The organism is Alicyclobacillus acidiphilus NBRC 100859 (assembly GCF_001544355.1).
GTDB classification, from domain to species: domain Bacteria; phylum Bacillota; class Bacilli; order Alicyclobacillales; family Alicyclobacillaceae; genus Alicyclobacillus; species Alicyclobacillus acidiphilus.
The window spans coordinates 19,784-42,494 of sequence record NZ_BCQI01000001.1; the positions used below are offsets into that span (position 1 = coordinate 19,784).

Genomic DNA, 22,711 nt, shown 5'->3' on the forward strand with positions numbered 1-22,711 from the left:
CAGGATTCGTTCAGCGATTCCGATAGAACCGCGATAAATCGCCCTGAAATAACGACTCACTATGACCTCGTTTTTCCATCAATTCGCGTTCCAGCCACTTATAGACCTCAGCGTCGGATATCTCTTGTTTCGGCATCGTCTTCGCCGCTTTCTGTCTCCGCTCTTGCTCTGCGAAATTGCGCTTCACGCCAGCCATGTTGTGACCCTCGTCAAGCCATTGCCGAATCAGCATCAAACGCTCGACGTCCTCAAACGAAAACTGACGCTGTTTGCCTGCTGTCCGAGCGGGCTGGATGAGCTCATGCTCCTCGTAGTAGCGGATTTGACGCGCACTGAGGCCAGTCAATTTTTGAACAGTTCCGATAGAAAACAGCGGAAGCTGCCGACGGTCATTCAAATCCACTGCGCGTCCCCCCATCCTAAGACCTATGATTCCTTATCCTAACATGAGGAAACCGCGCCGACAATCACTGATGTCATTTTCTCTAACGTCATTTTGGAACAATTTGCTCGATCACCTTTTTCAGCGCGATCACCGTGTGTTCATACGTGAGACCGCCTTGCACGTAGGCGACATACGGCTCTCGCATCGGCGCATCGGCAGACAATTCCAGTGAAGCCCCTTGAATGAACGTTCCAGCCGCCATCACGACGGCGTCGGCGTAGCCCGCCATCGCATCCGGCTCGGGCCGCACATAAGCGTCGATGGGCGCCGCAGATTGTATGGCTCGACAGAACGCCAACAGCGTGTCGGGATCGCCCAACTCCACGGACAGAATCAGGTCGGTGCGCGGCGCATGGGGATGGGGTGAGACCTTGTAGCCCAGCCCGGTCAGGGCCTGAGCGAACAACAGCGACCCTTTCACCGCTTGCATCACGGTGTGCGGCGCCAAAAACAGCCCCTGGTAGAACGGCAGCAAATAGGGTCCGCTCGGTCCATATTCCGCCGCGGTTCCAGGTGCGACAAGGCGCGCCGCCACACCTTCCAACAGCGCTTCCTTGCCGACGATGTAGCCGCCCGTCGGCGCCAGGCCGGCGCCCGGATTCTTGATGAGCGACCCCATCGCCAAATCCGCCCCCACGTGGCACGGCTCACGCGACTCCACAAACTCGCCGTAACAGTTGTCGACGCCAATGACGATGTTCGGATGCGCCGATTTCAAGCGATGGAACAGCCTCTCCAATTCGGAGATCGGGATCGAGGGCCGAAGCGAGTACCCCCTCGATCGCTGAAACATCACCATGCGGGTGCGCTCCGAGACCGCAGCGATCACAGCGTCGATATCGACCCCGCCGTGTTCGTCGAGATCGACGATTCGCACGCCAATCCCCCATTCCTTCATCGAGCCGACGGCTTCGCGCAACCCGAGCACCGCATGCAAGGTGTCATACGGAAGCCCGGTCGCGAAGAGAACTTCGTCGCCAGGCCGCAACACGCCAAACAAACCAAGCGTGATGGCGTGCGTGCCAGACACAATCTGCGGCCTGACCAACGCCCGTTCGCCGCCAAACACGTCCGCGAACGCGGCCTCCAACTTGTCCCGCCCCGCGTCGGACAGGCCGTACCCGGTCGATCCCGCCAAATCGATTTGCCCTATCTTGTGTCGCCAAAACGCCTCCAGCACGCGCTCCTGATTGGCAAGCGCGATGTCGTTCAACACTTGCTGCGAAGCTTCGATCTCGGCAGCACATTCGCGTATATATTCACTGGCTCTGATTGTCATGTTGACTCCCATCTTGTCGATTCACTTGCCAAACCCGAGCGTCCCGACGGCTGGTGATCGCTGTGACTTCCCACTCGCCTTCGGACACCTCGTCGGCATGTTCGATTCTACCGTTGCGAAGGAGGTGATTCCATGCCACGTCGTCCTGCTTCGCGTGAATGGTCACTCTCACTTCGTCGAGTCCAAGCTGCTTCTCCACCGCTTCGTACAACGCGAGCAGATCGCCAGCCCGCGCGGATCCGTAGACGGTTTCGACCGCCCCCACGTCAGGACCCGGACGCACCTTGATCACGTCCATCTTATTAAAGAAGGTAATAATGGGCTTGTCCAACGCCTTCAAGTCGCGCAGAACACTCCGCGTCGTCGCCAGGTGCAACCCAGGTTCATGCCCCGCGTCGACGACGATGACGATGACGTCCGCGTGCCGTGCCTCTTCCAGCGTCGCGCGAAACGCCTCGACCAGATGGTGCGGCAAGTCCTCCACGAAACCTACCGTGTCGATCACGACGTATGGATGGCCCAGTTTCGTTTTGACTTGCCTCGCCGCCGGATCGAGCGTGTCAAACAAGCGATTGTGGCCTGCCTGCGAAGCACTGCCGCCCTTGTCGGCGACCCACTTGGCCTGCAGGGTCGTCTTGCCCGCGTTGGTGTAGCCGACCAAGGCCACCACCGGGACATCGCGCCGTCTGCGCTGGCGGGCCGTCTCGCGCTGGCGCTCGATTTCCGCGAGCTCTTTGCGCAGACTGGCCATCCGCGTTCGAATGCGGCGCCTATCCAACTCCAGCTGCGTCTCGCCGGGACCTCTTGTGCCAATGCCGCCGCCAAGCCTCGACAATTCGACCCCGCGTCCCGTCAGGCGCGGCATCAGATAAGCCAACTGCGCCATCTCGACTTGCACCCTGCCCTCTTTGGTCACCGCGCGGCGGGCAAAGATGTCGAGAATCAGCTGCGTTCTATCGATGACCCGGCAGGGCAAGAGCCGTTCCAAGTTGCGGATCTGCGCCGGCGACAGCTCTCTGTCGGCGACAATCAAGGAAGCTTCATTGGCTTCAGCCAGCGCGGCCAACTCGTCGATTTTCCCTGTGCCGAGAAACGTTCGTTGATCGACCATGGGCCGGTTTTGCGTCACGACCGCAATCACATCTGCGTTGGCAGCTTCGCACAAGCCCACCAACTCGTCTTGTCGGTACGCGAAGCGTTCGTCGCTTTCCCGACCAATTTGACACATCGCCAATATGATTCGATCCCGATCTTCCGTCAAAAGGTCACCCCTGTTTCTGCGAAGAGAGAATTGGATATCTTCTGGCATCATCGCAAATTGGGCAGCGGCCTTCAAGTTGCAAGCGCGCACGCATCTCGATGGGCCATTCCGCTTCGGCGGTCCGTCTGCCCTCAGTCCGCCCAATTTGCCGTCCGAGGTAGAATACCACAGCGAGCGCAAACAACACGCCAGCAGGAATCAAAAATACTACCACGATTCACTCGCCTCCTCGTCGTGCACCAAGATGCGCACGGTCGTCAGTTCTGACACGATATTCAGGATCACCAGCACGATGAACGCGAAAATAGTGGCTTCGATGTCGGCGTACAGCGCAACGCAGAACATCCCCAAGAGCGCAAAGAGCACTTCGATCAACCCAAATCGCACGACGACATTGAACTGTCCCGTTTGCGCGTCCCGGTATCGATCCATGACGTCGTCGAGCCAATCGACGACCGCCATCATCGCGACGCCCCACAACGTGTCCCGCCACCCTACGAGCAACACCGAAATGGCGATCGCCGCAACAATTTCGACCCAGGCCGGCAAGCGAGTGGGCAGTTGTTCACCGGGCCTTGCGAACATGCCGACCGCGTAACTGCCAAAGAACGCCGCAAAGGCCATGCCTGGATTGAGCGCCACGCCGATGGCCAGCATGGCTAAGGAATATGGGAGCGCCGCTCTCCCGAGCCGAGCCGCGAGTGTGCGCTTGCCTTGACAGAGATCGAACTCGGCATCGAGCGCATCATCCATCAACTTGACGGCGGCGCCGGAGAACAGCAGGGCCAGCGCGACGTGCAGCGTCTCAAGCCAGCCGCCAAACATGGCGCCTCACCTCGTTGAACCCGGTACCATCTCGGGCTGAGATAGGAACGACCGGATATTTCGCAGCGTGCGCCTTTAACCATCGGTAGCCTTCCCGCGCCATCGGCAAATCCATTTTGTTCGCCAGAATGACATACCGATCTTTCATCTGGCCCATCGCGAACATTTGCTCATCGAGCGCGTTCATGCGCGCCTGAGCCAGTTTTGACTGCCCCGCGAGCATGCGGCCAAGCGCCGCCGCGTCGACCACGTGGAATATGCCGCGCGCGGCGATCATCGCCCGCAGCGTTTGCGCCATCGCCCTGCGAACGTCTTCATTCTCGTGCAGCCCTTCCATCAGACCAGCGCTGTCGGTGACCCGCACGACCTGATCGCTCTTGCCCCGCGGAACGGACAACAACAACGTCTGCATCTCCCGCGTCCGGTTCGGCTCGTCGGAAGACAAGATAGCGTCCGCTTCGGAAAGCAGCATGCGCCGTTTCTCGCGAACGCCATCGGTCCGCTCCACAAGCCAATTCAATTCACGCAGCTTGAGGTGTCGCGCCAAACGCAGACAGAACGACGTCTTGCCCGCATTCACGCGCCCAATCACCAACGTCTCTCCGTTCATAGCCTGGCCCCCCCTGCGAAGTCTGCGGCTTCAATCAGCATCAGATCGTCCCGCTTGGGATCTCGGTGTTCAAACAGCCGAACCGCTTGCCTGCGCACCGCGTCCTCCACGACATTTCGCACCCAGCGCGCGTTGCTGAACGGTTCCTGCCGCACCTCGCGCAAGACTTCCTGAATGCGCCGGCGCAATGTGATTTCGGCGTCCACGCTCATGCGATACTGTCGATCCGCCAACGCCCGCTTGGCGATTTTCAACAGCGCGTCGGCATCGTAATCAGGAAAGTGAATATGAATCGGAAAACGGCTCGGCAATCCCGGATTCATCGACAGAAACCATTCCATCTCTCGCTCGTATCCAGCCAGGATGGCGATGAATTGGTTCTTGTAGTCTTCCATCCCTTTGACCAAACAGTCGATCGCTTCCCTGCCGAAATCTTTGTCGCCGCCTCGGGCGAGCGAGTACGCTTCATCGATGAACAGCACGCCGCCGAGCGCCTTCTTGATGTGTTCGCGCGTCTTCTGCGCCGTATGGCCGATGTACTCGCCGACGAGATCGGCGCGCTCCACCTCGACCAGGTGACCTTGCGACAACAGCCCGCATTCGTGAAACAGCCGGGCCAACAAACGCGCGACCGTCGTCTTGCCTGTCCCTGGATTCCCGAAAAACACCATATGAAGCACGACAGGATCCGCTTTCAGATGTTGGCGAACTCGAGATTGCTGTACGTACACGTAGGCGAATATCTCTCGCACGATGCGCTTCACTTCATCCAATCCGACGAGCGCATCCAGTTCCGTCAACAACGACAAGAGGCGGGATTTTTCGATGACAGGCGTGTTCGTCGCCGTCGAGTTGCCCGACCGTCCTGTCAATTGCTGCAATGCTTCCGTGAGAGCCATCTGCCCCCGTTCGTATTCGTCGATCACCTTGTGAACCAGCGTCGGATCCGGAGGTTTTACACGGTTTCCACCGTGTCTTCCGCTTCCGCCCTGTGACATCATCCCAGACCACCTCGCGGTTTCTTGTGATTGACTCTGTGGTCGCCTGCTTCGTCAACCTATGCAGGGTCGGAGAAATGGGTGATCGCCCAGAGCAGAGGAATGCCGTGGATCATAGCGCGGTATACGCGTGTGGCGCCGCCGAACAACACAAACAAGGCTGGCAATCGGGACCGCAGCCCCGCTCGCCAGCCTTCTCAAACCACACCGGCACTCCTGGCCGACGTCGCGCATTGACACGAGCTTACACACGCAGCCGAATCACGTTCCACGACAGTTTGGGCAACTGGACGGACAAGACACCTGCGTCGACGGCCGCCCCTTGCAATTGCGTTGGCGCCACTTCCTCCGGGTGCTCTTTCGTATTGACCACCTTCAGGTCGGGGTGCGCAAGCACCGTGTGCTCAATCACGCTCGCTCCAGCAAAGCCTCGAACATTGCATTCGAATAACGCATGCTCGTGTTGATCGCGATTGACCGCGAAAATCGTCAATTCGCCCGCCTCTTGATTCCACACGGCCACCGATTCAACATACGGAACATCCGTGAATTCCTTGCAGTCGTACTTGGGCGACTGCAAGGCCGTGTGCATCACGGTACCTCTGCCGTATCGTGAAGCGTGCAGGAACGGGTAGTAGATGGTTTGTTTCCAGGAAGCGCCGCCATTCTCTGTCATGATGGGCGCAATCACATTCACCAGTTGCGCAAGGCAGGCGATCTTGACCCGATCCGCGTGACGCAACAGCGTGATCAACAAACAGCCGACGACCAGCGCGTCTTCAAACGTGTACACGTCCTCGAGTAACGGCGGCCCCACCTGCCACGGCTCCACTTGTTTGTCCGCATCGTTTGAGTGGAACCATACGTTCCATTCGTCAAATGAAATCGACATCGTCTTGCGACTGCGCTTTTTCGCTTTGACGTAGTCACACGCTGCAATGACGGAACGAATGAAATGATCCATATCAAGCGACTGCGCCAAATAACTTGGCAGATCGTTATGGCGGTTTCCGTAGTAACTGTGCATGGAAATGTATTCGACGTGATCGTACGTGTGTTCGAGCACAATTCGCTCCCACTCAGGAAACGTGGGCATTTGCGAATTCGAACTGCCGCACGCGACCAATTCTATCGTCGGATCCACCCATTTCATCAACTTCGCCGCCTCGACCGCAGTTCGGCCATACTCGTCCGCCGTCTTGTGTCCAATCTGCCATGGACCATCCATTTCGTTGCCCAAGCACCATACCTTGATGCGATGCGCATCGACGTGTCCGTGTGACCGACGGAGATCGCTCCAATAACTGCCGCCCGGATGGTTGCAGTACTCCACCATTTGTTTTGCCTCTTCAATGCCCCTCGTACCGAGGTTGACGGCCATCATGACCTCCGCCCCAGCGCGCTTGGACCACTCGACAAACTCATTCAAGCCGATTCGATTGGGTTCCAAACTTCTCCACGCGAGATCCAACTGCGCCGGCCGCGATTCAATCGGGCCGACTCCATCCTCCCATCGATAGCCTGACACAAAGTTTCCGCCTGGATAGCGTACGATGGGAACCTGAAGGTCGCGCACCAACGCAAGGACGTCTCGTCGAAATCCGAGTTCGTCTGCGGACGGGTGCCCGGGATCGTAGATGCCTCCGTACACAGCCCGACCAAGGTGCTCGATGAACGAGCCAAACAGACGAGAATCGACATCAGCCAGCTGATATTGCGGATCAATGGTCATGCGCGCAATGGTTTTCGCCAATTTGCATTCTCCTCGCTGATATGAGATAGGCAGACATCAGAGCTTGACGCTGCCTTGGGTAAGACCCGTGACGATATGTTTGCGAAACAGGATGAAGCCGATGATCATTGGAAGAATAGAGATCAGTGAACCTGTGATAACGAGCTGATAAATCGGCACCGACTGATCGGCTGCTGGTGTACTGATCAAACTCAACAGCAACTGAATGCCGACGGGCAACGGATAGAGCGACTGATTGTGCAGAAGCACAAGCGGAAGAAAGAAGTTGTTCCACGTACCGATGAAACTGATCAAAAAGAGTGTGGTTAGTGCCGGGCGGATAATGGGTACGACAATTTGCCAGAATATCGTCGCCTCCCGCGCCCCATCGACTTTCGCCGCCTCCAGCATCTCGTTGGGTACAACGTCGCGAATGTAGATACGCAAAAAGTAGACACCGAAGGGACTGGCGACAAGAGGAAGAATCACACCCATATAGGTATTGACCAGGTGCAGGGGCTGCTCGATGACAAACAACGGAATGGCCGCAACCGTGCCCGGAATCATCATGGAGAGGAGAATCAGATAGAAAGTGGCTTCACGCCCGCGAAAAACATGTTTGGCAAGGGCGTAGGCGGCCATGGAACACACGACACACGTGAGAATCGCGACACTTCCCGCATAGATGGCGGAGTTGATGAACCATCGTACGTAAATCCCGTGACTGTACGTGAAAAGGAGTACCACGTTGTGCCACAGAGCCCAATGGGACGGCAAGCTGAAGATCCCCGTCGACGACAATTGAGCCTGCGTCTTGGTGGCTGCAATCAAGAGCCAAACAACCGGAATCAGAAAGTAACATGCAACAAGAAGCAACAGCAGCGTTACGACGACACTGACCATCCATTTCCAGGCCGCGAACGTCCTGACCGCTTCGCGCTCCGCTTTGGGCCGTGATTCCATTTGTATCAACACTCACACCTCCACCGCCAGCGCGACATGTTTGCGGCGTGATCGCGCTCCTTGAATGAGACGTGTGACCATCATCGCAACACACGAAATGAAAATCGTAATGGCACCGAGAATGACCGAAAGCGTCGCTGCGTACGGCAAATTGGTCAGACCAAACGCCATCGAATAAATGTCGAGATTGGGTGCGAACGTCTGCGAAATAGGGGTTAGCGCGCTGAGCAAGAACGGTTCGTTAAACAACTGCATGGATCCAATGAAGCTGAGGATAATGGTCATCACGATGGTCGGCCGCAACAGAGGCACTTTGATGTACCAGGCCAGTTGAAACTCATTGCACCCGTCCATCACGCCGGCTTCGTACATTTCACTTGATACGCCCGTGAGCGACGCGATATACAACGTCATGTTATATCCAGCCCACTCCCATGTCGCAATGTTTACGATTGCGTAGAGCAGCGCGCCGGACGAGAGTGGATCAACATGTAGAGCCTGCAGCAAAGGATCGAGTGGTTTCGAGTAGAGAAAGCCCCACATAATCGAAGCAAACACGCCGGGAACCGCGTACGGCAAGAAGTAAACAAGCCGAAAAAACGGTTTAAACCGGGCGTACCGGGTGTCGAGAAGGAGCGCGAGCGCAATCGACAACACCAGCATGATGACGCCCTGAATGACGGCGTAGCGGATCACATTAAGCACCGATCCCCAAAACGCGGCATCCTGAAACGCGTTCAGATAGTTGCGAAAGCCGACGAAAACTTCTTGGCCCATGCGATTGATGAACAAACTGCTGTAAAAAGCGTATACCATTGGCACGAACAAGAAGGCCAAGAACAGCAATAAGAAAGGTACGAGGAACGCCCAGGACGAGACCTGCCTGTTGCCATAGCCCGATTGTGTCACGAATACTCACCTCTTTACTGCAGGTTTGCCAGCAGCCCCCGCGCGAACGCGTCGAGGGCGCCAGACTCGAGCGTTAAGTCGTCACATTGTAACCTTGCGAGCGAGCGTAGTTGACCACCTGCTGCTGAACGTTGGCAAGCGCTTGTTGGACAGATTCCTTGCCTGTGAAAGCCTTCTCGATCTCGGTCTGCAATTCGTTGAACACGTAACTCGTCCATGGCGACCACTGAAACTTGGTGTTTACACGCGAAGACTCTTTCTCGAAGATGTCGACGTTCGCGGGCTGGTTGTCGAGAGCCGGGTTGGGCGCCTTGAACGCTGGAATGTTGAACCCTGCGATCGCGGCCGGGAACAGACCGCCGCCGCCATCTTTGGCTGGCGCCACATCATGCGTCAACTCCACAGGAGCCGCATTGATGAATGCAGCAAAAATCGCTGCAGCCTCAGGATACTTGGAGACCTTTGTCACGGCTTGAACCGATCCGCCCCAGTCCCCATCCATGGTATTTCCAGGCGACCATTGTGGGATGATGGCAGCCCTCCACTTGTGCTTGGTCAGATTGTGATCGTACGGAACAAGCGTTTCGCTGTCGTACCATGCTGAGCCGACAGCTGTCGCGTACAATCCGCTGTTGATGTTCTTTTGCCACTCTGGCGATCCCGCCGCGATATTCTGAACGGCGCCAGCCTTTACGAGATTTTGCCACATGGTGAACACTTTCACGGCTTGTGGCGTGTCAATATCGACCTTCCAATTGTTTCCCGAACCCTGGAACGGCGTCACCCCGGCTTGCCACAAGAGCCCGGTCATCCACTGGCCATCGTTGTTAGAGAAGTATGCAAAGTATTGCTTTGGATCTTTCTTGTGGAAATTCAGCGCTTCTTGCTCAAACTGCGACCAGGTGGTAGGAACGGAGAGGTGATACTTGGAGAATACAGAGCTTTGATAGAATAAGCCCATAGGACCTGTGTCTTCGGGAATACCGTAGACTTTGCTGCCAACAGATACCTGGTTCCATGTCCAGGGCGTGAACTTACTCTTGAGGTTTCCGACGTACTGCGAAATGTCCGCGAGTGCACCCATATTGATGTACTGCGGCATCATGTCAAATTCCAACATGACGACGTCAGGAACGCCTGCGCCTGCCTGCACGACGGTGCTGAACTTTTGATATTCGGTCGATCCCGCACCTGCATCGACCAACTTGACCTTAATATTCGGATAATACTTCTCGAAGATACTTACCTCTGTCTGGGCATTAGGAACCCAGCTCCACCATGTAATGTTCGCTTTTTGCGTGTACTTTGGCAGCGGCAACCCACCGACAGTTAGGACTTCCTTCGGTGCCGTGATGCTTGCACTCGATGAGGCATTCGCCGAACCGACGGTACAGCCGACGAGCGCAACCGACATAGCCCCGGCAAGAGAACATGCGACGCCGAACTTTGCTTTACGACTCTTCACATTGATCCCCCCATCAAAATTGTACGTACCAATTTGGATAGCGCAAGCAACGCGACGAAAACGCTCATCTTGTAGTTATGAATGCGCTTTCCTTGATGTTTAGAATATCCTCCTCACGCAACCTCGTCAACGATAAATTTATAATTAACAAAATTGATTTCTGGTATATTAAAACAAACAACAATACCAATTCATAATGAATTCGTCGTAAATTAATGACCAAAGCTCGATTTGTATAGAATTCGTACCATAATGTCTTGTTGATAATGACCAAAGTGCTTTCCGTAAATCGTAAGACCACCTTGCCGAACAGCCTTGTCCGGAACCGCCAAACGCAGTGGGATCATGTGTTTATCAAACGGCTGCAAATCGTCAATTGTCACGTCGGAGATTCGGCAACCATCAATAAACGTGCCGCTTGGGTTGATCCGGATAAGTTTTAGCATGCCATATTGATTCAGATGAGGAGGCCACCAGTCCGGGTTCTGCTTCCCCCGTTCGTCGCCAAAATCCCCTGGACTCGTCCAGTACCCAACCTCCACACCGTTGATGTAGAAATAGATATCAGAAGGATAGTTGTCGTTGTAGGAAGGAGCCTCTGACGCCAATTCCGCGATAATTTGGATCTCCTCAATACGACGATCAGCTTTCAAATAGTTGGGTATCCAGTACTCCAGATAGCCTCGCGTAAGCCACACAATTTCGGCATTCACGTGCTCGGGATCGGCAAAATAACGAGGATCATCAAAATCTCCAATGATGCTGTCCTTGGTCGCAAGACCACACGTAGGCTGAACATCGAAAGCGACGTAATGGCCAACTTTAATTTCAATCTCATAGAGGTTGTCCGCTTGTTCTTCCGAATCAATCTCAACGACAATTTTCTTTTCATTGAGGTAACAGAACTTCTGCAGACCGTGCCTGGCCCCAGTCGTTTCCGTGACAATCAGACCGCTGTCCTCGAGCTTGCGGACATGCTGCGTAATGGCTCCGTTTGTAAGATTCAATTTTTTCGCAATATCATCAAGATTCAGGCGCTCATGTCGCTGCAGCAACATCAGGATTTCGACGCGCACTTCCGAACTGAGGGCCTTGAACAATTCAACACTTGAGCGTAAATCCTTAATATGAATCACCAGAGTCACTCCATCCCCAGATTATTTTAAACAATTATAAAACAATTCGCACATCCTTTGCCAGCAAGCACAGGTGAGGCTTCCGCATTGACCCGTTGACCGACACGGCAGTTATCTGTCCCGATGATCTCAGATACAAAAAACGATGAGTGTTCTGCACAATGGTAGAGCCTTGCAACAAACCGTGGTGAAGAGCGACTTGTGGGGCAAAAGTTCCCTTAGGGAGGCCGATCGCGACGGTGTGCGGCGTGTTGTCGGAAGCCGAATGGGCAAATAGGCGGCTCTGAGACGCCTATGTCGTTGAACTCGCCGGATCGAAGGCAAATAGGCGTTTCTCAGACGCTTATTTGCTTCCGCGTCCCCCAAAATGCGGCGGTTTCAGTCACTTAAGCGCCCATGAACGGCTTATTCGGCGCCGATTACGCGATTCGACACACTTAAGCGGCCTGGGACGGCTTATTTGCCTCCTTCGCCTTCGCCTTCGCCTTCATCTCCCCCGCTGCCCCTCGCCCGCGCGCCCGGTTTGCAAAACACAAAATCACGTATCACAGACCACCCACCGAAAAAATTTTTCAATCACACGTCATCATTCGACATTTTTCTCGATTGCCCAGATTTACAATCTCCATGAAATCGACAATCTCTTCTTGCAAATCTATCTTGCAAACCTATTCGAAATTCAAAGGGAGATGATGGATCATGGGGAGACGACATCGACGAACTGCCGCCGCCAAGCTTCCTAACGCGTTACGCGCCGCCGCAGCTGCAACGGTGGTACTCACCGCCGCAGGCACCGTCAACGCGTATGCGGTGCCGGGCTCGGCAAATGCTGCGACCGCGTCAGGCGCGTCCGCAACTGCCGTGAATACCCCACTGCAGCAGATTTGGAGCAACATCGTGGACACCAGCCCCTCCTTGGCCAACGCCACAGTATCCGCGTATGCGTACGATGTCACCACAGGGAAGACGCTGGCGTCCATCCATGGGGACATGCGGCAGACCCCTGCGTCGGTGACCAAGTTGGTGACATCGGCGGCTGGGTTGGCGGCACTTGGCCCGAATGACGAGTACACGACCAAGGTCGATGTACTTGCAAAGAGTTCTTCGTCCACGCCTGGCCCCATTTACCTTGTCGGCGGCGGCGATCCGTGGCTTGAAGCCAATGGCGCGTCCGATTTGGAAACGTTGGCGCAACAGGTTGCAGCGCAAGTGAAATCTGCCACCCAAGTGGTCGGAGTGAGTTCGCTCTTCACTTCGCCGACCTACGAAACTGGCTGGCCCTTGGGCGACCTGCCGCAGAACTACGCTGCGGGTGTGAGCGCCTTGATGGCCGAGCGATCGGAAATTCAGGTGAAAGTGACCGGCACGTCGTCTGGAAGCAAACCGACGGTGGATCTCTATTTCAACGGCACGGCGGTCGCACCTGAGTACTTTCACGTGGTCAACGACGCAACCACCAACAGCGGACAAGCCTCCACGATCTCGATCACGCGGCAATTGGGCACGAACAATATCGTTGTCACGGGCGCGATCGCGCCGGGTCACTACACCTCCAACAACTTCCTCTCCGTCGGGAATCCCGCCCTGTTCGCCGCCACACTGTTCCAGGATGCCTTGAAGAAGGATGGCGTCGCGTTCACGTCCGATCCGACGACCGGCACCTTGCCAAGCAACACGCAAACCATCGCCACGCATCAATCGGACACGTTGGCGAACCTGCTCATCACCCAAAACCAGTTCTCCATCAATCAAATGGCGGACAACCTGTACCGGATGCTCGGCGCAAACGCGTCTGGCGTCGGATCGCCGCAGACGGCCGCAAGCGCATTGTCGGCATTCCTGCACAAGGCGGGGGTCTCGCAGAGCGGGCTGCAGATTGTGGATGGATCAGGGCTCTCGCCACTCGACGAGATCAGTTCCAGGCAGATGGTGAACCTGCTTTCGTATGCGTCGACACAGCCATGGTTCGACGCGTTCAGAAATTCACTGATGCATGTCAACGATCCAAACAATTCCGGTATCCTGGCGGGGCACAACTTCAATCTTCCATCCGGCACCAACGTGTGGGTGAAGACGGGAAACCTTTCCAACCAATGGAACTACGTCGGTTATGCGCAGGCGGAAAACGGCGATCTGATTGCGTTCGCCATATTGGACGACGGTGCGCCGACGTCGTTGAATGACGGCGCGGGCTCTCCATTGGATCAGATGATCGACGACGCGGCGAGCTGGCCGAACGTCCCAACAGCTTCTGCTGACCCGGCAGCCGCGAATTCGGCAACAAACGCGAGCCAAAGCACGCCGGTTGAGGGCGCAACGCCAACCGTGCCAAGCGCCTTGCCGGCCGAATTGACATCTGACCTGCAGCAGTTGCAAACAGCGGCGAATTCTGGAGACGTCCTCGGCGTTTCCGTGGTCAACGCGGCGACTGGGCAGTCCGTGTATGCGTTGAATGGAAACAAGCTGATGCGCGCTGGCCTTCTGCCTCGCCTCGCTGTCGGTGCCGCGGCATTGCAGAGCGGCGCACAGTTTCAAGGTGTCGCCGTGGAAGCCGACGGCACTGTGAGCAACGGCACGTTGAACGGCTCGCTGGTGATTGACGGACATGGTTCGCCATCCCTGACAGCCGCCGACCTCGCGCAACTCGCAGCGGCCGTAAAACAGGCTGGCATCACGGCGGTCAGCGGATCGCTCGAATACGTGGATACCACCGCTGGAGCGTACTGGCCCGATGACGCACCCTGGAATGATCAGGGGCAAGTTTGGGCTCCGCCGTCCTCTACACTGTCTTTCAACCATGACATGGTCACACTCACCGTACAGAGCAAAGGGCCTGGCCAAACACCGAGTGTCACTGTCACGCCGGCCGACGCGCCGATTCAAGTGGTGAACGACCTCACGACGGGTACGCCTGGAGCGAGCGGCGCGGCGACAGCTGGAACGTCGAACGCAGGCATCCAGGCGACGCTGAAAAATGGGACCAACACGTACGTCTTGACTGGCGCAGTTCGACCAGGCGCACCCGCGACCATCCAGGTGGCCCCGCCAAACGCCGCAGCCGTGGCGGCAACGGCATACAATGACGCATTGAAGCAGGCTGGGGTGACGGTGAGCGGCGGGATCCAGTCCGTGACGCACGATCCGGGTTCGAACGTCGTCGCGACGATTGCGGCGCCGTCCGCAGCGAGCTTGATGCCTTCGCTGCTGAGCCAACCGTCAAGCGAAACCGCCACAGAGCTGTACAACCTCCTCGGTTCGAGCGGTTACGGAAAGGTTGCGGCGATGCTCGGATCCACGGATCAGATTGTGGATCCGACGGCGCTTGGCCTCGAAAATTACGTCACGCCGGCAAGCGTAACGGCCATGCTATCGAACGTGTACAACAACTCCGCCGACGCGCCGCTCAAGCAGGCTTTAAACAAACTGTGGAAATTCCAGAGTCCGCAGGTTGAAGGCATTGCAGGTTACATCAATGGCTCCGACGGGACCGTATACGCAGTGACGGTGATTCAAGCCGAGTTGCCGTGGAACGGCAGCTTTGCTCCAACGATCCCGTCGTAAATGGACAGTCTCGAACAAATCCGATGGTCTAGGAGCCCCCATGCTATCGTTCGTGGGGGCTCTTTCCCCACCAAGGCACGGACCGCCCAATTCGAACACATTATGAACAATAGTTTCATACAATCGAATTGCCGACTGAAATATATTATTATATTGCTTGTTCGGCAGAGGGGGAAGTCCGCATGCGGATCGTCGTTCAAAAATTCAGTGGAAACGCGGTAGCGGTACCCAGTACTTGCACATCCGCGATTGAACATATCGAGGCGGCGGCAGCCCAGCAATGCGGGGTGGTGGTCGTGGTCTCAGCCCTGACCGGACGCGCCGCGCTAAGCGTGACCGAAAGCGGGGCAAGCGCGCTCGAACACGCCGCCGGAATCTCCTCCCGCGAGTTGGATCTCGTCCGGGCCTCGCGCGACACCGTCAGCGCCGTGACGCTCGCCTCTTCGCTGCGAAGCCGGAAGCACGACGTGATCGTCCTGAGCGGTCAGCAAGCCGGCATCATTACGGACAACCAACACAGTGACGCTCGTATTTTGGAAATCGATCCGACGCGGATTCTGGAATCTCTGGCGAAAGGACAGATCGTCGTCGTCATGGGCTGCCAAGGCGTCACCAAGAGCGGCGAGCTCACTCGGCTGGGGTTTGGTACGAGCGATACGACCGCGGCGCTCATCGGCACGGCCCTGGGCGCGGATTGCGTCGAGATCTTCACGGACGTCGAGGGCATTATGACGGCCGATCCTCGCATCGTCCTGAACGCCCGCTGCCGGACAAGAGCGACATATGCGGAGATCTACAACCTTGCCTATCACGGCGCGAACGTCATTCATCCACTTTCTGTCAAAATCGCGATGCAGCGAAGTATTCCGATTCGCGTGCGGAGAGTGGAGTCACCGACCGCCGGCACGCTCATCTGCTGCACCGCAGGCGACATGGAACGGGTAACTTGGGATTCGCAGTGCATCACCGGCATCACACAGGTGTCGAACATCGCGCAAATTTCGCTGGAAAGGCCGCCCGCCGACAACGTAAACGTCCTTTCCCTTCTTCAGCGTCGCGGCGTCGATGTCGACTACATCTCGATGGAACGCGACTGCCTGACCTTCACGATCCAAAACAGCTCCAAGGATGTCGCGATCGCGGTGCTCGCTGAACACGGATTCGCGCCAACCACCATCTCCGATTGCGCGCGGGTGTCGATGGTAGGAACCGGCATCACCAACGACCCAGGCACCATTGCCAGAGTGGTCAGCACACTCGCCAGTCACGGCATCCGCATCCTGCTTTCCGGGAACGCGTACAACGCGATTTGGTGTCTCGTCGAACAGCGCGACATGGAACGCGCCGTCCGCGCGCTGCATCAGGAGTTTGAGACTGAACTATGCTCACTCTGAGCGGCGCGGTTCGAGCGTCGATCCGCTTTCGACACGCCGCCGAGAGCGCGCACGACAGAGCCTCCGGCAGCTAGACCCTAGCCTAGTCGCTGCATGCCGATGCTCGATTTCGGATCCAACGCGTCGCGAAGACCGTCGCCGATGAAGTTGATGGCGACGACGGCGATCGTGATCGAGAAGCCCGGTATCAGAATCATCCAGGGATTCGACGCAATGTAGTTCTGCGCGTCATCCAACATATTCCCCCACGATGGAATCGAAGGAGACAGGCCAAAACCCAGGTAGTCGAGCGACGCCTCGGCCAGCATGCTGCCGCCCATGCTGAAGGCGGTCGACACCCAAACCGGCGCCATGGCGTTGGGCAGGACGTGCCGCAACAAAATGCCCATGGTCCGACCGCCGCCGATTCGCGCAGCGACGACGTACTCCTGTTCCTTGATGCTGAGCACCTGGGAACGGACGATGCGCGCGAGTCCTCCCCACCCGAACAGGCCAAGGTAGAGGACCATCACACCGACCGACGCTTGGCCGCCGAGCAAGTTCAACACCACCAGCAGCAGAAAGATGGCCGGGAACGACAGCAGGAGATCGACAAACCGCATCATGAGCCGATCCCACACACCCCCCAGGAACCCGGAGACAGCTCCGAACACGGTCCCAATCGAGGTGGAGATGATCATGGATCCGAAACCAACCAAAAAGGAAATTCGGCCGCCGTACAGCAACCTCGCCAGGACGTCCCGGCCGAGATCGTCCGTTCCCAAGGGATGGCGCGGACTCGGCGGCGACATGACGTTGAACAGATCTTGCGCGGCGGGATTCTGATGATCCAAAAACGGAGCAAACAACGAAGCCAACACCATGATGGTCAACACAATCGTCCCAATCAACGCCATGCGATGTTGAAACAGGCGCCTGAAAAACTGGTACCGATGTCGGCTCGATAATTGAATGACTGGCACTGCGGCCTCTTCTGCCACTTGCGACATACAATCGCTCCCTTCCGCTCAGGTGACATACCGCTGACATACCGCGTTGGAATTGGCCAACTTTGTCGCCGTCCAGAAAATCGCTTCATTCGTACTTGATCCGAGGATCAAACACGCCGTACGCCAGATCGGCCAACAGGTTGCCGACAATCAGCAAGATCGCGCCAATGAGCAGCCCAGCCATCTCGACAGGATAATCCCGTTGATTGAGTGAATTTAGGAACAATTGGCCCAATCCCGGCCAGGAGAAAATCTGTTCGACGATCACGGCGCCTCCAAAGAAACCAGGCAGGTCCATTCCGACAATGGTGATAATCGGCAGCAACGCGTTCTTCAGAGCATGCCGGATAATCACCTTCTTCTCGGACAGGCCTTTCGCCCGAGCCGTTCGGATAAAATCCTGATGGATGACGTCCAATATGCCGGCGCGCATGAATCGACTCCAACTCGCCATACTGCCGAGACCGAGCACAGACGCAGGCAACACCAGGTGCCACAGCAAGTCCCAAAACGTGTGCGGACCGTAAGCGGAATACATGCCGGAGACCGGAAACCAGTGCAAATCCACGGCGAAGACGGTCTGTAGAATGACGCCAAAGAAGAAGCTGGGCATCGCCCAAGCAAAGAACGAGAATAAGGACATCGCGTGATCCTGAAATGAATATTGACGCATCGCCAGATACGCGCCAAGCGGCAGACCCAGTCCAAACGAGAGGATGAACGCCGCAAACATGAGGATCAGCGTATTTGGCAAACGCTCGCCAATCTCCTGCATCACAGGCGATCCGGTAAAGTAACTGTAGCCCCAGTTGCCATGCAAGAGCGCCCACAGCCATTTGAAATAACGCACATACCACGGCTTATTGAGCCCCATCTGGATGGACAGCACGTGAATTTGTTGTGGCGTGACGTTTGGGTTGTGCAGGTAGACCGCGAGTGGTCCACCCGGCGTCGCATTCATCAGAAAATAGGTGACGATGCTGATGAGCAGGAGCAGCGGGATGGCCTCTGCAATGCGTCGCACGATGTAGCTGACCATGTGCATCCCCCTTTTGCAAAAGAACGTGCGTGGGATACCCGTTGTACCCCACGACACGCCGCGGATCGAAACAATTGCTCAGCGATATTTCAGCCGTTTATTGCATGGTTATTGCAAACTCCAGTCCCACACCGGCGTGTGGCCAAAGACCGTGTCCGTGAACCCGTGCAGATGCTTGGAGTAGGCAAAGTCCGACTTCGCCCAATAGAGGAAAATGATTGGTACCGTGTCGTGTTCGAGCTGTTGGATCTTCCAGTACACCTGCCGACGCGCCGCATCCGTGACAAGGGATGTTCCCTCTTCGGTCAACTTGTCCATTTCCGGATTGCTGTACCGCTCCGCGTTCTCGCCAGCCGAAGTTGCCGAGGTAATGATGTACTTGGAGTTGAAATCGATGGTGTCGTCTGGGAAGACGCCTTGTCCCCAACTGAACAACAGCGCTTCCATCTTGCCGTCGAACTGCGGTCCGTTTGCGCCGAAGATGAACGAGTAATCCGCCGTCTTCACGGGCGCGTTGACGCCAATTTTCTCCCATGACGCAGACACGGCTTGGGCAATCAGGATGTTGGTGCTGCTCGTGGAACCGGTCCAGATGGGCACCGTAAATTCTTTGCCATCCTTGTACAGCCAGCCCCCAGCTCCCTTCTTGAACCCGTCCGCCTTGAGCAATGCGGCCGCCTTCGTCAGATCGTACGGGCGCGGTTTCACGTTTGGATCGTTCCAGTAACCTCCAGGCACCTGGTCGTCAGCTGCAACGACTCCTTGATTGTGCAGGATCGCCTGGACAATCTGCTGTCTTGGTGTGGCGTAATCGAGCGCCTGGCGCACTTTCACGTCCTTGAGAAAGCCTTGTTCGATGGGGGTGATCTGGTTGTAGGTGGCCTGCAGCGGCGTCACGATGTTGTAGTTGGACTTCAGCGAACCCAGTTGGGTCAAATCCTCCGGCGGAATGGAGCCCATGGTCAGGTTGCCATCGCGCAATTCATTGAACTGCGTCGTGTCGTCCGGGATAATTCGGAAGATAATATCCTGAATGTGAACTTTCGGGCCGTACCAGTACGGATTCGGAACCAGTTCCAACTGCTGATCTGCTGTCCAGCTCTTCAGCATGTAAGGTCCGCTGCCAACCTCGTGCGTATTGTAGTAGCCATGGTTGATTTGGTCCGGCGTCCATTTGGAGAACACGGACTTGGGTACGATGTACGATAATGCGACGGTTGACATGAACGGCGCGTACGATTTGCTGAGCGTGAACACAACCGTGTGTGGTCCAGAAGCCGTCACACTCTTCACATAATTCCAACCAGTATCCGTGGTGATGTGAATCTGCTTGTTGGTGTAATACTTCCATGAATATACGACGTCAGCTGAGGTCAGCGCTTGGCCGTTCGACCACTTCGCCTTCGGGTTCAAATAGAATGTGTACTTCAGTCCGTTTTTCGAGACGGTCCACCGGGTAGCCAACTCCGGCTGGAATTTGTCTTTGGTGTCGAGATACACGAGCGACGAGTTCATGTACGATTCCGGTTCGTCGTCGGCCGCGAGCGTGCCCAGTCCAGGCGTGAGCGTATCCGGGTTTTGGTCGAGCGCTTCGACCAGTGGCGTACTCGCAACTGTACTCGCCGCAGCTTGTTGATTTTCGTTTGTTTCGCATCCAGCGACCAGCAACGACAGCGTTCCGATCGCCAACACAGCAGGTGCGAATTTTTTCACGCATGCATCCCCCTCTTTGGTTCGTATGGAGACATCCCGCAACAACATGCTAATTCAGGAAGGAATCACCACCTGATTTACGTTAATTTTTCTAACATAGACAGGTTCCTTGTTGAGAAAACGTCATCAGTATAATAATAAATTTCAGAAAAAATGTCTATATATCTGAAAATATTTTCCCGAAGTTCAATAGAATCATCCGATAATGGGAATGGTTAGAATCTGGATTGAGTCATATTTTCTGCCACAAGGAAAGAGTCGGATCGAAAACTCCAACGGAAACCGCGTTGGAGACCTTCATGGTCAAGCGGATTCAATGTATTTTCAGACTTGACATGGTATACTGCTGTCAGAATTCGCAACTGGATCCTGGCCATCGACTTTGAATGGAGAGAACGGTGAGAGATGTGCTGTATATGCCAGGAGGTGGCCTTGTAAGGTTGCGGGAGTCGGTCGATTCCCTGCCCGAATCCGAAGCCAAAATCGCCCGATTTATTCTTGACCACCCTGCCGAATTCATCAATACCACGGTGCACGAACTCGCCCAGGTGACCGGCGGCAGCCCTGCCGCGGTGGTTCGCTTGTGGAAATCGCTCGGATTTGACGGGTTCCAAGATTTCAAACTGCGAGTAGCCAGCGATTTGCAATCCATCCCTACATCCAAATACGTCGAGCTGTCAGAGGACAGTTCGTTTGGAACCATTCTGCATTCGGTAGAGAACAGCAGCATTCAGTCTATACAATATACGCTGCGGTTGCTCAAAGAAGCCGATATTCAAGCGACGGCTGAAGCGTTGCACGGGGCTCGGCGAATCATGACCATGGGCGTCGGCGCTTCGGAAGTGGTGGCTGCCGATTTCGCGCAAAAGCTGACAAGGGTCGGGTTTTACGTGAATCATTCATGTGATTTCCACAAGGCTGCGATATTCTCCGCGCAGCTTCGCACCGGAGATGTGTTTCTCGCAGTATCGGAATCCGGCACAACCTCCGACGTCATTGAAGTCGCCGAGATCGCGAAAAGCAATGGGTCCACCGTCATCGCAATCACGCGGTTCAAGGACACGCCGTTAAGTCGTCTCGCAGACATCAACCTGTACACCAGCGCAGTGGAGCCGCAAATTCGCGTGGCGGCGACCGCGTCGAGAATTTGCGCGCTGATCATCATCGACACGTTGTTCATCTACCTGGCAAACCGCTATCGCGACGATGTGTACGCGTCGCTGGAAGCCACACGCAATGTGATTCAGGGACACAAGCTGTGAAAGGTCAACACGGCGGCGGACAGCGTTCCCCCCTTTGCTCCACCGTCCGTTCGTGACCCCGCCAACGACGTGATTGCCAGGACGAACCTCTTGCTCTCGTCAAAAGGACTGACATGGCATGACGGCCAACTGGAAACTGCGTATCTTTTACTTGTCGACAGGACGGTCGGCACTCGCGCCGCCTTGCCGCCTGCGTGTTCTGCGTAGCCGCGCCGAATAAGTGGCCCAGAGCCGCTTAAGTCTGTCGAATTTTCTCATTTGCCCCGAATAAGCGGTCGTGGACCGCTTAACTGACGATACCACGCCGTTTCGCCGACGCCGACGGGTAAATAGGCGGCTCCGAGCCGCTTATTGTTCCACCAGCCGACCGTTTCGAGCAAATAGGTGGCCGTGGGCCGCTTATTTGCTCGTCTGTCCCAAGCAACCCACGGCTTTCGCCAGGCGCACACGTCAAGGAAACAATATTTCCACGGAGTGCAGATCCCGATACTTGCGCGTCATCGATTGCCCTTCGTTCGGGTTGAGTGTCAACTCTCGATCACTTTCGTATCCTTGTACGACGAGATCGAGAAACTTCCCCTCGCCAGGCATGTTGTCTGCCGAAAACGGCTCCGTCTTATAGACAAATCCGTCTTTGAATCGTAGAAACAATTGATATTGCAACGCCATTCTCCTTTCGTGATCCACACCTCGATCCATCCGATGGCATGGATGGTACCCAAATCAGGTACGAGCCAAGTATGTACTTGTCTTCATCCCGGTATGTCCTGATTATACTGCTCCGCGAACCGAAACGAGCAACGACGAGCGGCAATTCGTTCCGTCGCTCTCCATTCCCGCCACGGCTCGACATTAGACAAGTTCGTGCCGCAACAGCCCCATGACAACCTGATCCCTCGGAACACCGTCCACCCACGTCGCGCTTCTCAAGCAGCCTTCAACCTGAAAGCCAACTTTACGATATGAACGAATCGCGCGCACGGCGTCGGTGCCATACCCCCGCCGCCCAATACATCACTTCATCATCCATGCGCCAGTTGTAGTACTGACGGTACATCTCTTTCGTGAACGGCTTCAAACACACTCGCTCGCCCTGAATCAAAGCTGGACCTCCCGTTTCCGTACAATCT

The 22,711-nt window shown here is 56.0% G+C and carries 20 protein-coding genes; 3 read left to right on the forward strand and 17 right to left on the reverse strand.

What is annotated here, in order from left to right:
* Nucleotides 1-10: 10 nt before the first annotated feature.
* The 12 genes from AAC01S_RS00090 to AAC01S_RS00145 all read right to left on the reverse strand — a co-directional run bounded on the left by AAC01S_RS00090 (nucleotide 11) and on the right by AAC01S_RS00145 (nucleotide 11,623).
* Nucleotides 11-403, reverse strand: a complete 393-nt coding sequence (locus AAC01S_RS00090; RefSeq protein ID WP_067616893.1) for a MerR family transcriptional regulator — start codon at nucleotides 401-403, stop codon at nucleotides 11-13.
* 88 nt (nucleotides 404-491) lie between these two features.
* Nucleotides 492-1,724, reverse strand: a complete 1,233-nt coding sequence (locus AAC01S_RS00095) for a methionine gamma-lyase family protein (protein WP_157070980.1) — start codon at nucleotides 1,722-1,724, stop codon at nucleotides 492-494.
* Nucleotides 1,705-2,985 (reverse strand): GTPase HflX, encoded by a 1,281-nt coding sequence (gene hflX / locus AAC01S_RS00100; protein ID WP_245629979.1) that lies wholly within the window; start codon nucleotides 2,983-2,985, stop codon nucleotides 1,705-1,707. The genes AAC01S_RS00095 and hflX overlap by 20 nt, the downstream gene beginning before the upstream one ends.
* 4 nt (nucleotides 2,986-2,989) lie before the next feature.
* On the reverse strand, nucleotides 2,990-3,199 hold the full coding sequence (locus AAC01S_RS00105; RefSeq protein ID WP_067616898.1) for a hypothetical protein: 210 nt from the start codon (nucleotides 3,197-3,199) through the stop codon (nucleotides 2,990-2,992).
* A complete protein-coding gene (locus tag AAC01S_RS00110) occupies nucleotides 3,193-3,810 on the reverse strand; it encodes a hypothetical protein (protein ID WP_067616899.1) in 618 nt (205 codons plus the stop codon). The genes AAC01S_RS00105 and AAC01S_RS00110 overlap by 7 nt, the downstream gene beginning before the upstream one ends.
* Complete coding sequence (locus AAC01S_RS00115) at nucleotides 3,791-4,420, reverse strand: GTPase (protein ID WP_067616900.1); 630 nt, start codon at nucleotides 4,418-4,420, stop codon at nucleotides 3,791-3,793. The genes AAC01S_RS00110 and AAC01S_RS00115 overlap by 20 nt, the downstream gene beginning before the upstream one ends.
* Complete coding sequence (locus tag AAC01S_RS00120; RefSeq protein WP_217997806.1) at nucleotides 4,417-5,319, reverse strand: AAA family ATPase; 903 nt, start codon at nucleotides 5,317-5,319, stop codon at nucleotides 4,417-4,419. Before AAC01S_RS00120 ends, AAC01S_RS00115 begins: the two co-directional genes overlap by 4 nt.
* Nucleotides 5,320-5,662: 343 nt before the next feature.
* Nucleotides 5,663-7,150: an arabinosylfuranosidase ArfA gene (arfA, locus tag AAC01S_RS00125; RefSeq protein WP_169793984.1), complete on the reverse strand. Its 1,488-nt coding sequence runs from the start codon at nucleotides 7,148-7,150 to the stop codon at nucleotides 5,663-5,665.
* A 57-nt stretch (nucleotides 7,151-7,207) separates the two neighbouring features.
* A complete protein-coding gene (locus AAC01S_RS00130; RefSeq protein ID WP_067617318.1) occupies nucleotides 7,208-8,113 on the reverse strand; it encodes a carbohydrate ABC transporter permease in 906 nt (301 codons plus the stop codon).
* Between the two features lie 12 nt (nucleotides 8,114-8,125).
* Complete coding sequence (locus AAC01S_RS00135) at nucleotides 8,126-9,022, reverse strand: carbohydrate ABC transporter permease (RefSeq protein ID WP_067616902.1); 897 nt, start codon at nucleotides 9,020-9,022, stop codon at nucleotides 8,126-8,128.
* A gap of 73 nt (nucleotides 9,023-9,095) precedes the next feature.
* The gene (locus AAC01S_RS00140) at nucleotides 9,096-10,487 is read right to left on the reverse strand and encodes an ABC transporter substrate-binding protein (protein WP_245629980.1); all 1,392 of its coding nucleotides are present in this window, start codon (nucleotides 10,485-10,487) and stop codon (nucleotides 9,096-9,098) included.
* Between the two features lie 212 nt (nucleotides 10,488-10,699).
* Entirely contained in the window at nucleotides 10,700-11,623 is a 924-nt protein-coding gene (locus AAC01S_RS00145; RefSeq protein ID WP_067616906.1) for an ArsR/SmtB family transcription factor, read from the reverse strand.
* A gap of 699 nt (nucleotides 11,624-12,322) precedes the next feature.
* On the opposite strand from AAC01S_RS00145, the gene dacB reads away from it, so the two are divergent.
* Nucleotides 12,323-15,184 carry a D-alanyl-D-alanine carboxypeptidase/D-alanyl-D-alanine endopeptidase gene (gene dacB / locus AAC01S_RS00150; protein WP_067616913.1) on the forward strand — a complete coding sequence of 954 codons (2,862 nt, stop codon included), beginning with the start codon at nucleotides 12,323-12,325 and terminating at the stop codon, nucleotides 15,182-15,184.
* 182 nt (nucleotides 15,185-15,366) lie between these two features.
* On the forward strand, nucleotides 15,367-16,578 hold the full coding sequence (locus tag AAC01S_RS00155) for an aspartate kinase (protein WP_067616916.1): 1,212 nt from the start codon (nucleotides 15,367-15,369) through the stop codon (nucleotides 16,576-16,578).
* 77 nt (nucleotides 16,579-16,655) lie between these two features.
* Here AAC01S_RS00155 and AAC01S_RS00160 read toward each other — a convergent pair whose 3' ends face one another.
* The 3 genes from AAC01S_RS00160 to AAC01S_RS00170 form a co-directional block, all read right to left on the reverse strand.
* Nucleotides 16,656-17,567, reverse strand: a complete 912-nt coding sequence (locus tag AAC01S_RS00160; RefSeq protein ID WP_067616918.1) for an ABC transporter permease — start codon at nucleotides 17,565-17,567, stop codon at nucleotides 16,656-16,658.
* A gap of 85 nt (nucleotides 17,568-17,652) precedes the next feature.
* Nucleotides 17,653-18,606 carry an ABC transporter permease gene (locus AAC01S_RS00165; protein ID WP_067616920.1) on the reverse strand — a complete coding sequence of 318 codons (954 nt, stop codon included), beginning with the start codon at nucleotides 18,604-18,606 and terminating at the stop codon, nucleotides 17,653-17,655.
* A 108-nt stretch (nucleotides 18,607-18,714) separates the two neighbouring features.
* Nucleotides 18,715-20,319, reverse strand: coding sequence for an ABC transporter substrate-binding protein (locus tag AAC01S_RS00170; RefSeq protein ID WP_067616922.1), 1,605 nt, complete (start codon nucleotides 20,317-20,319; stop codon nucleotides 18,715-18,717).
* Nucleotides 20,320-20,735: 416 nt separating this feature from the next.
* Between AAC01S_RS00170 and AAC01S_RS00175 the strand changes: the two genes are divergently transcribed.
* Nucleotides 20,736-21,581 carry a MurR/RpiR family transcriptional regulator gene (locus AAC01S_RS00175; protein WP_281178095.1) on the forward strand — a complete coding sequence of 282 codons (846 nt, stop codon included), beginning with the start codon at nucleotides 20,736-20,738 and terminating at the stop codon, nucleotides 21,579-21,581.
* Nucleotides 21,582-22,031: 450 nt separating this feature from the next.
* Here the strand turns inward: AAC01S_RS00175 and AAC01S_RS00180 are convergent, their stop codons facing one another.
* Both AAC01S_RS00180 and AAC01S_RS19105 read right to left on the reverse strand, forming a co-directional pair.
* Nucleotides 22,032-22,244 (reverse strand): hypothetical protein, encoded by a 213-nt coding sequence (locus tag AAC01S_RS00180; protein WP_157070981.1) that lies wholly within the window; start codon nucleotides 22,242-22,244, stop codon nucleotides 22,032-22,034.
* Between the two features lie 292 nt (nucleotides 22,245-22,536).
* The gene (locus tag AAC01S_RS19105; protein ID WP_157070982.1) at nucleotides 22,537-22,683 is read right to left on the reverse strand and encodes a hypothetical protein; all 147 of its coding nucleotides are present in this window, start codon (nucleotides 22,681-22,683) and stop codon (nucleotides 22,537-22,539) included.
* Nucleotides 22,684-22,711: the final 28 nt, after the last annotated feature.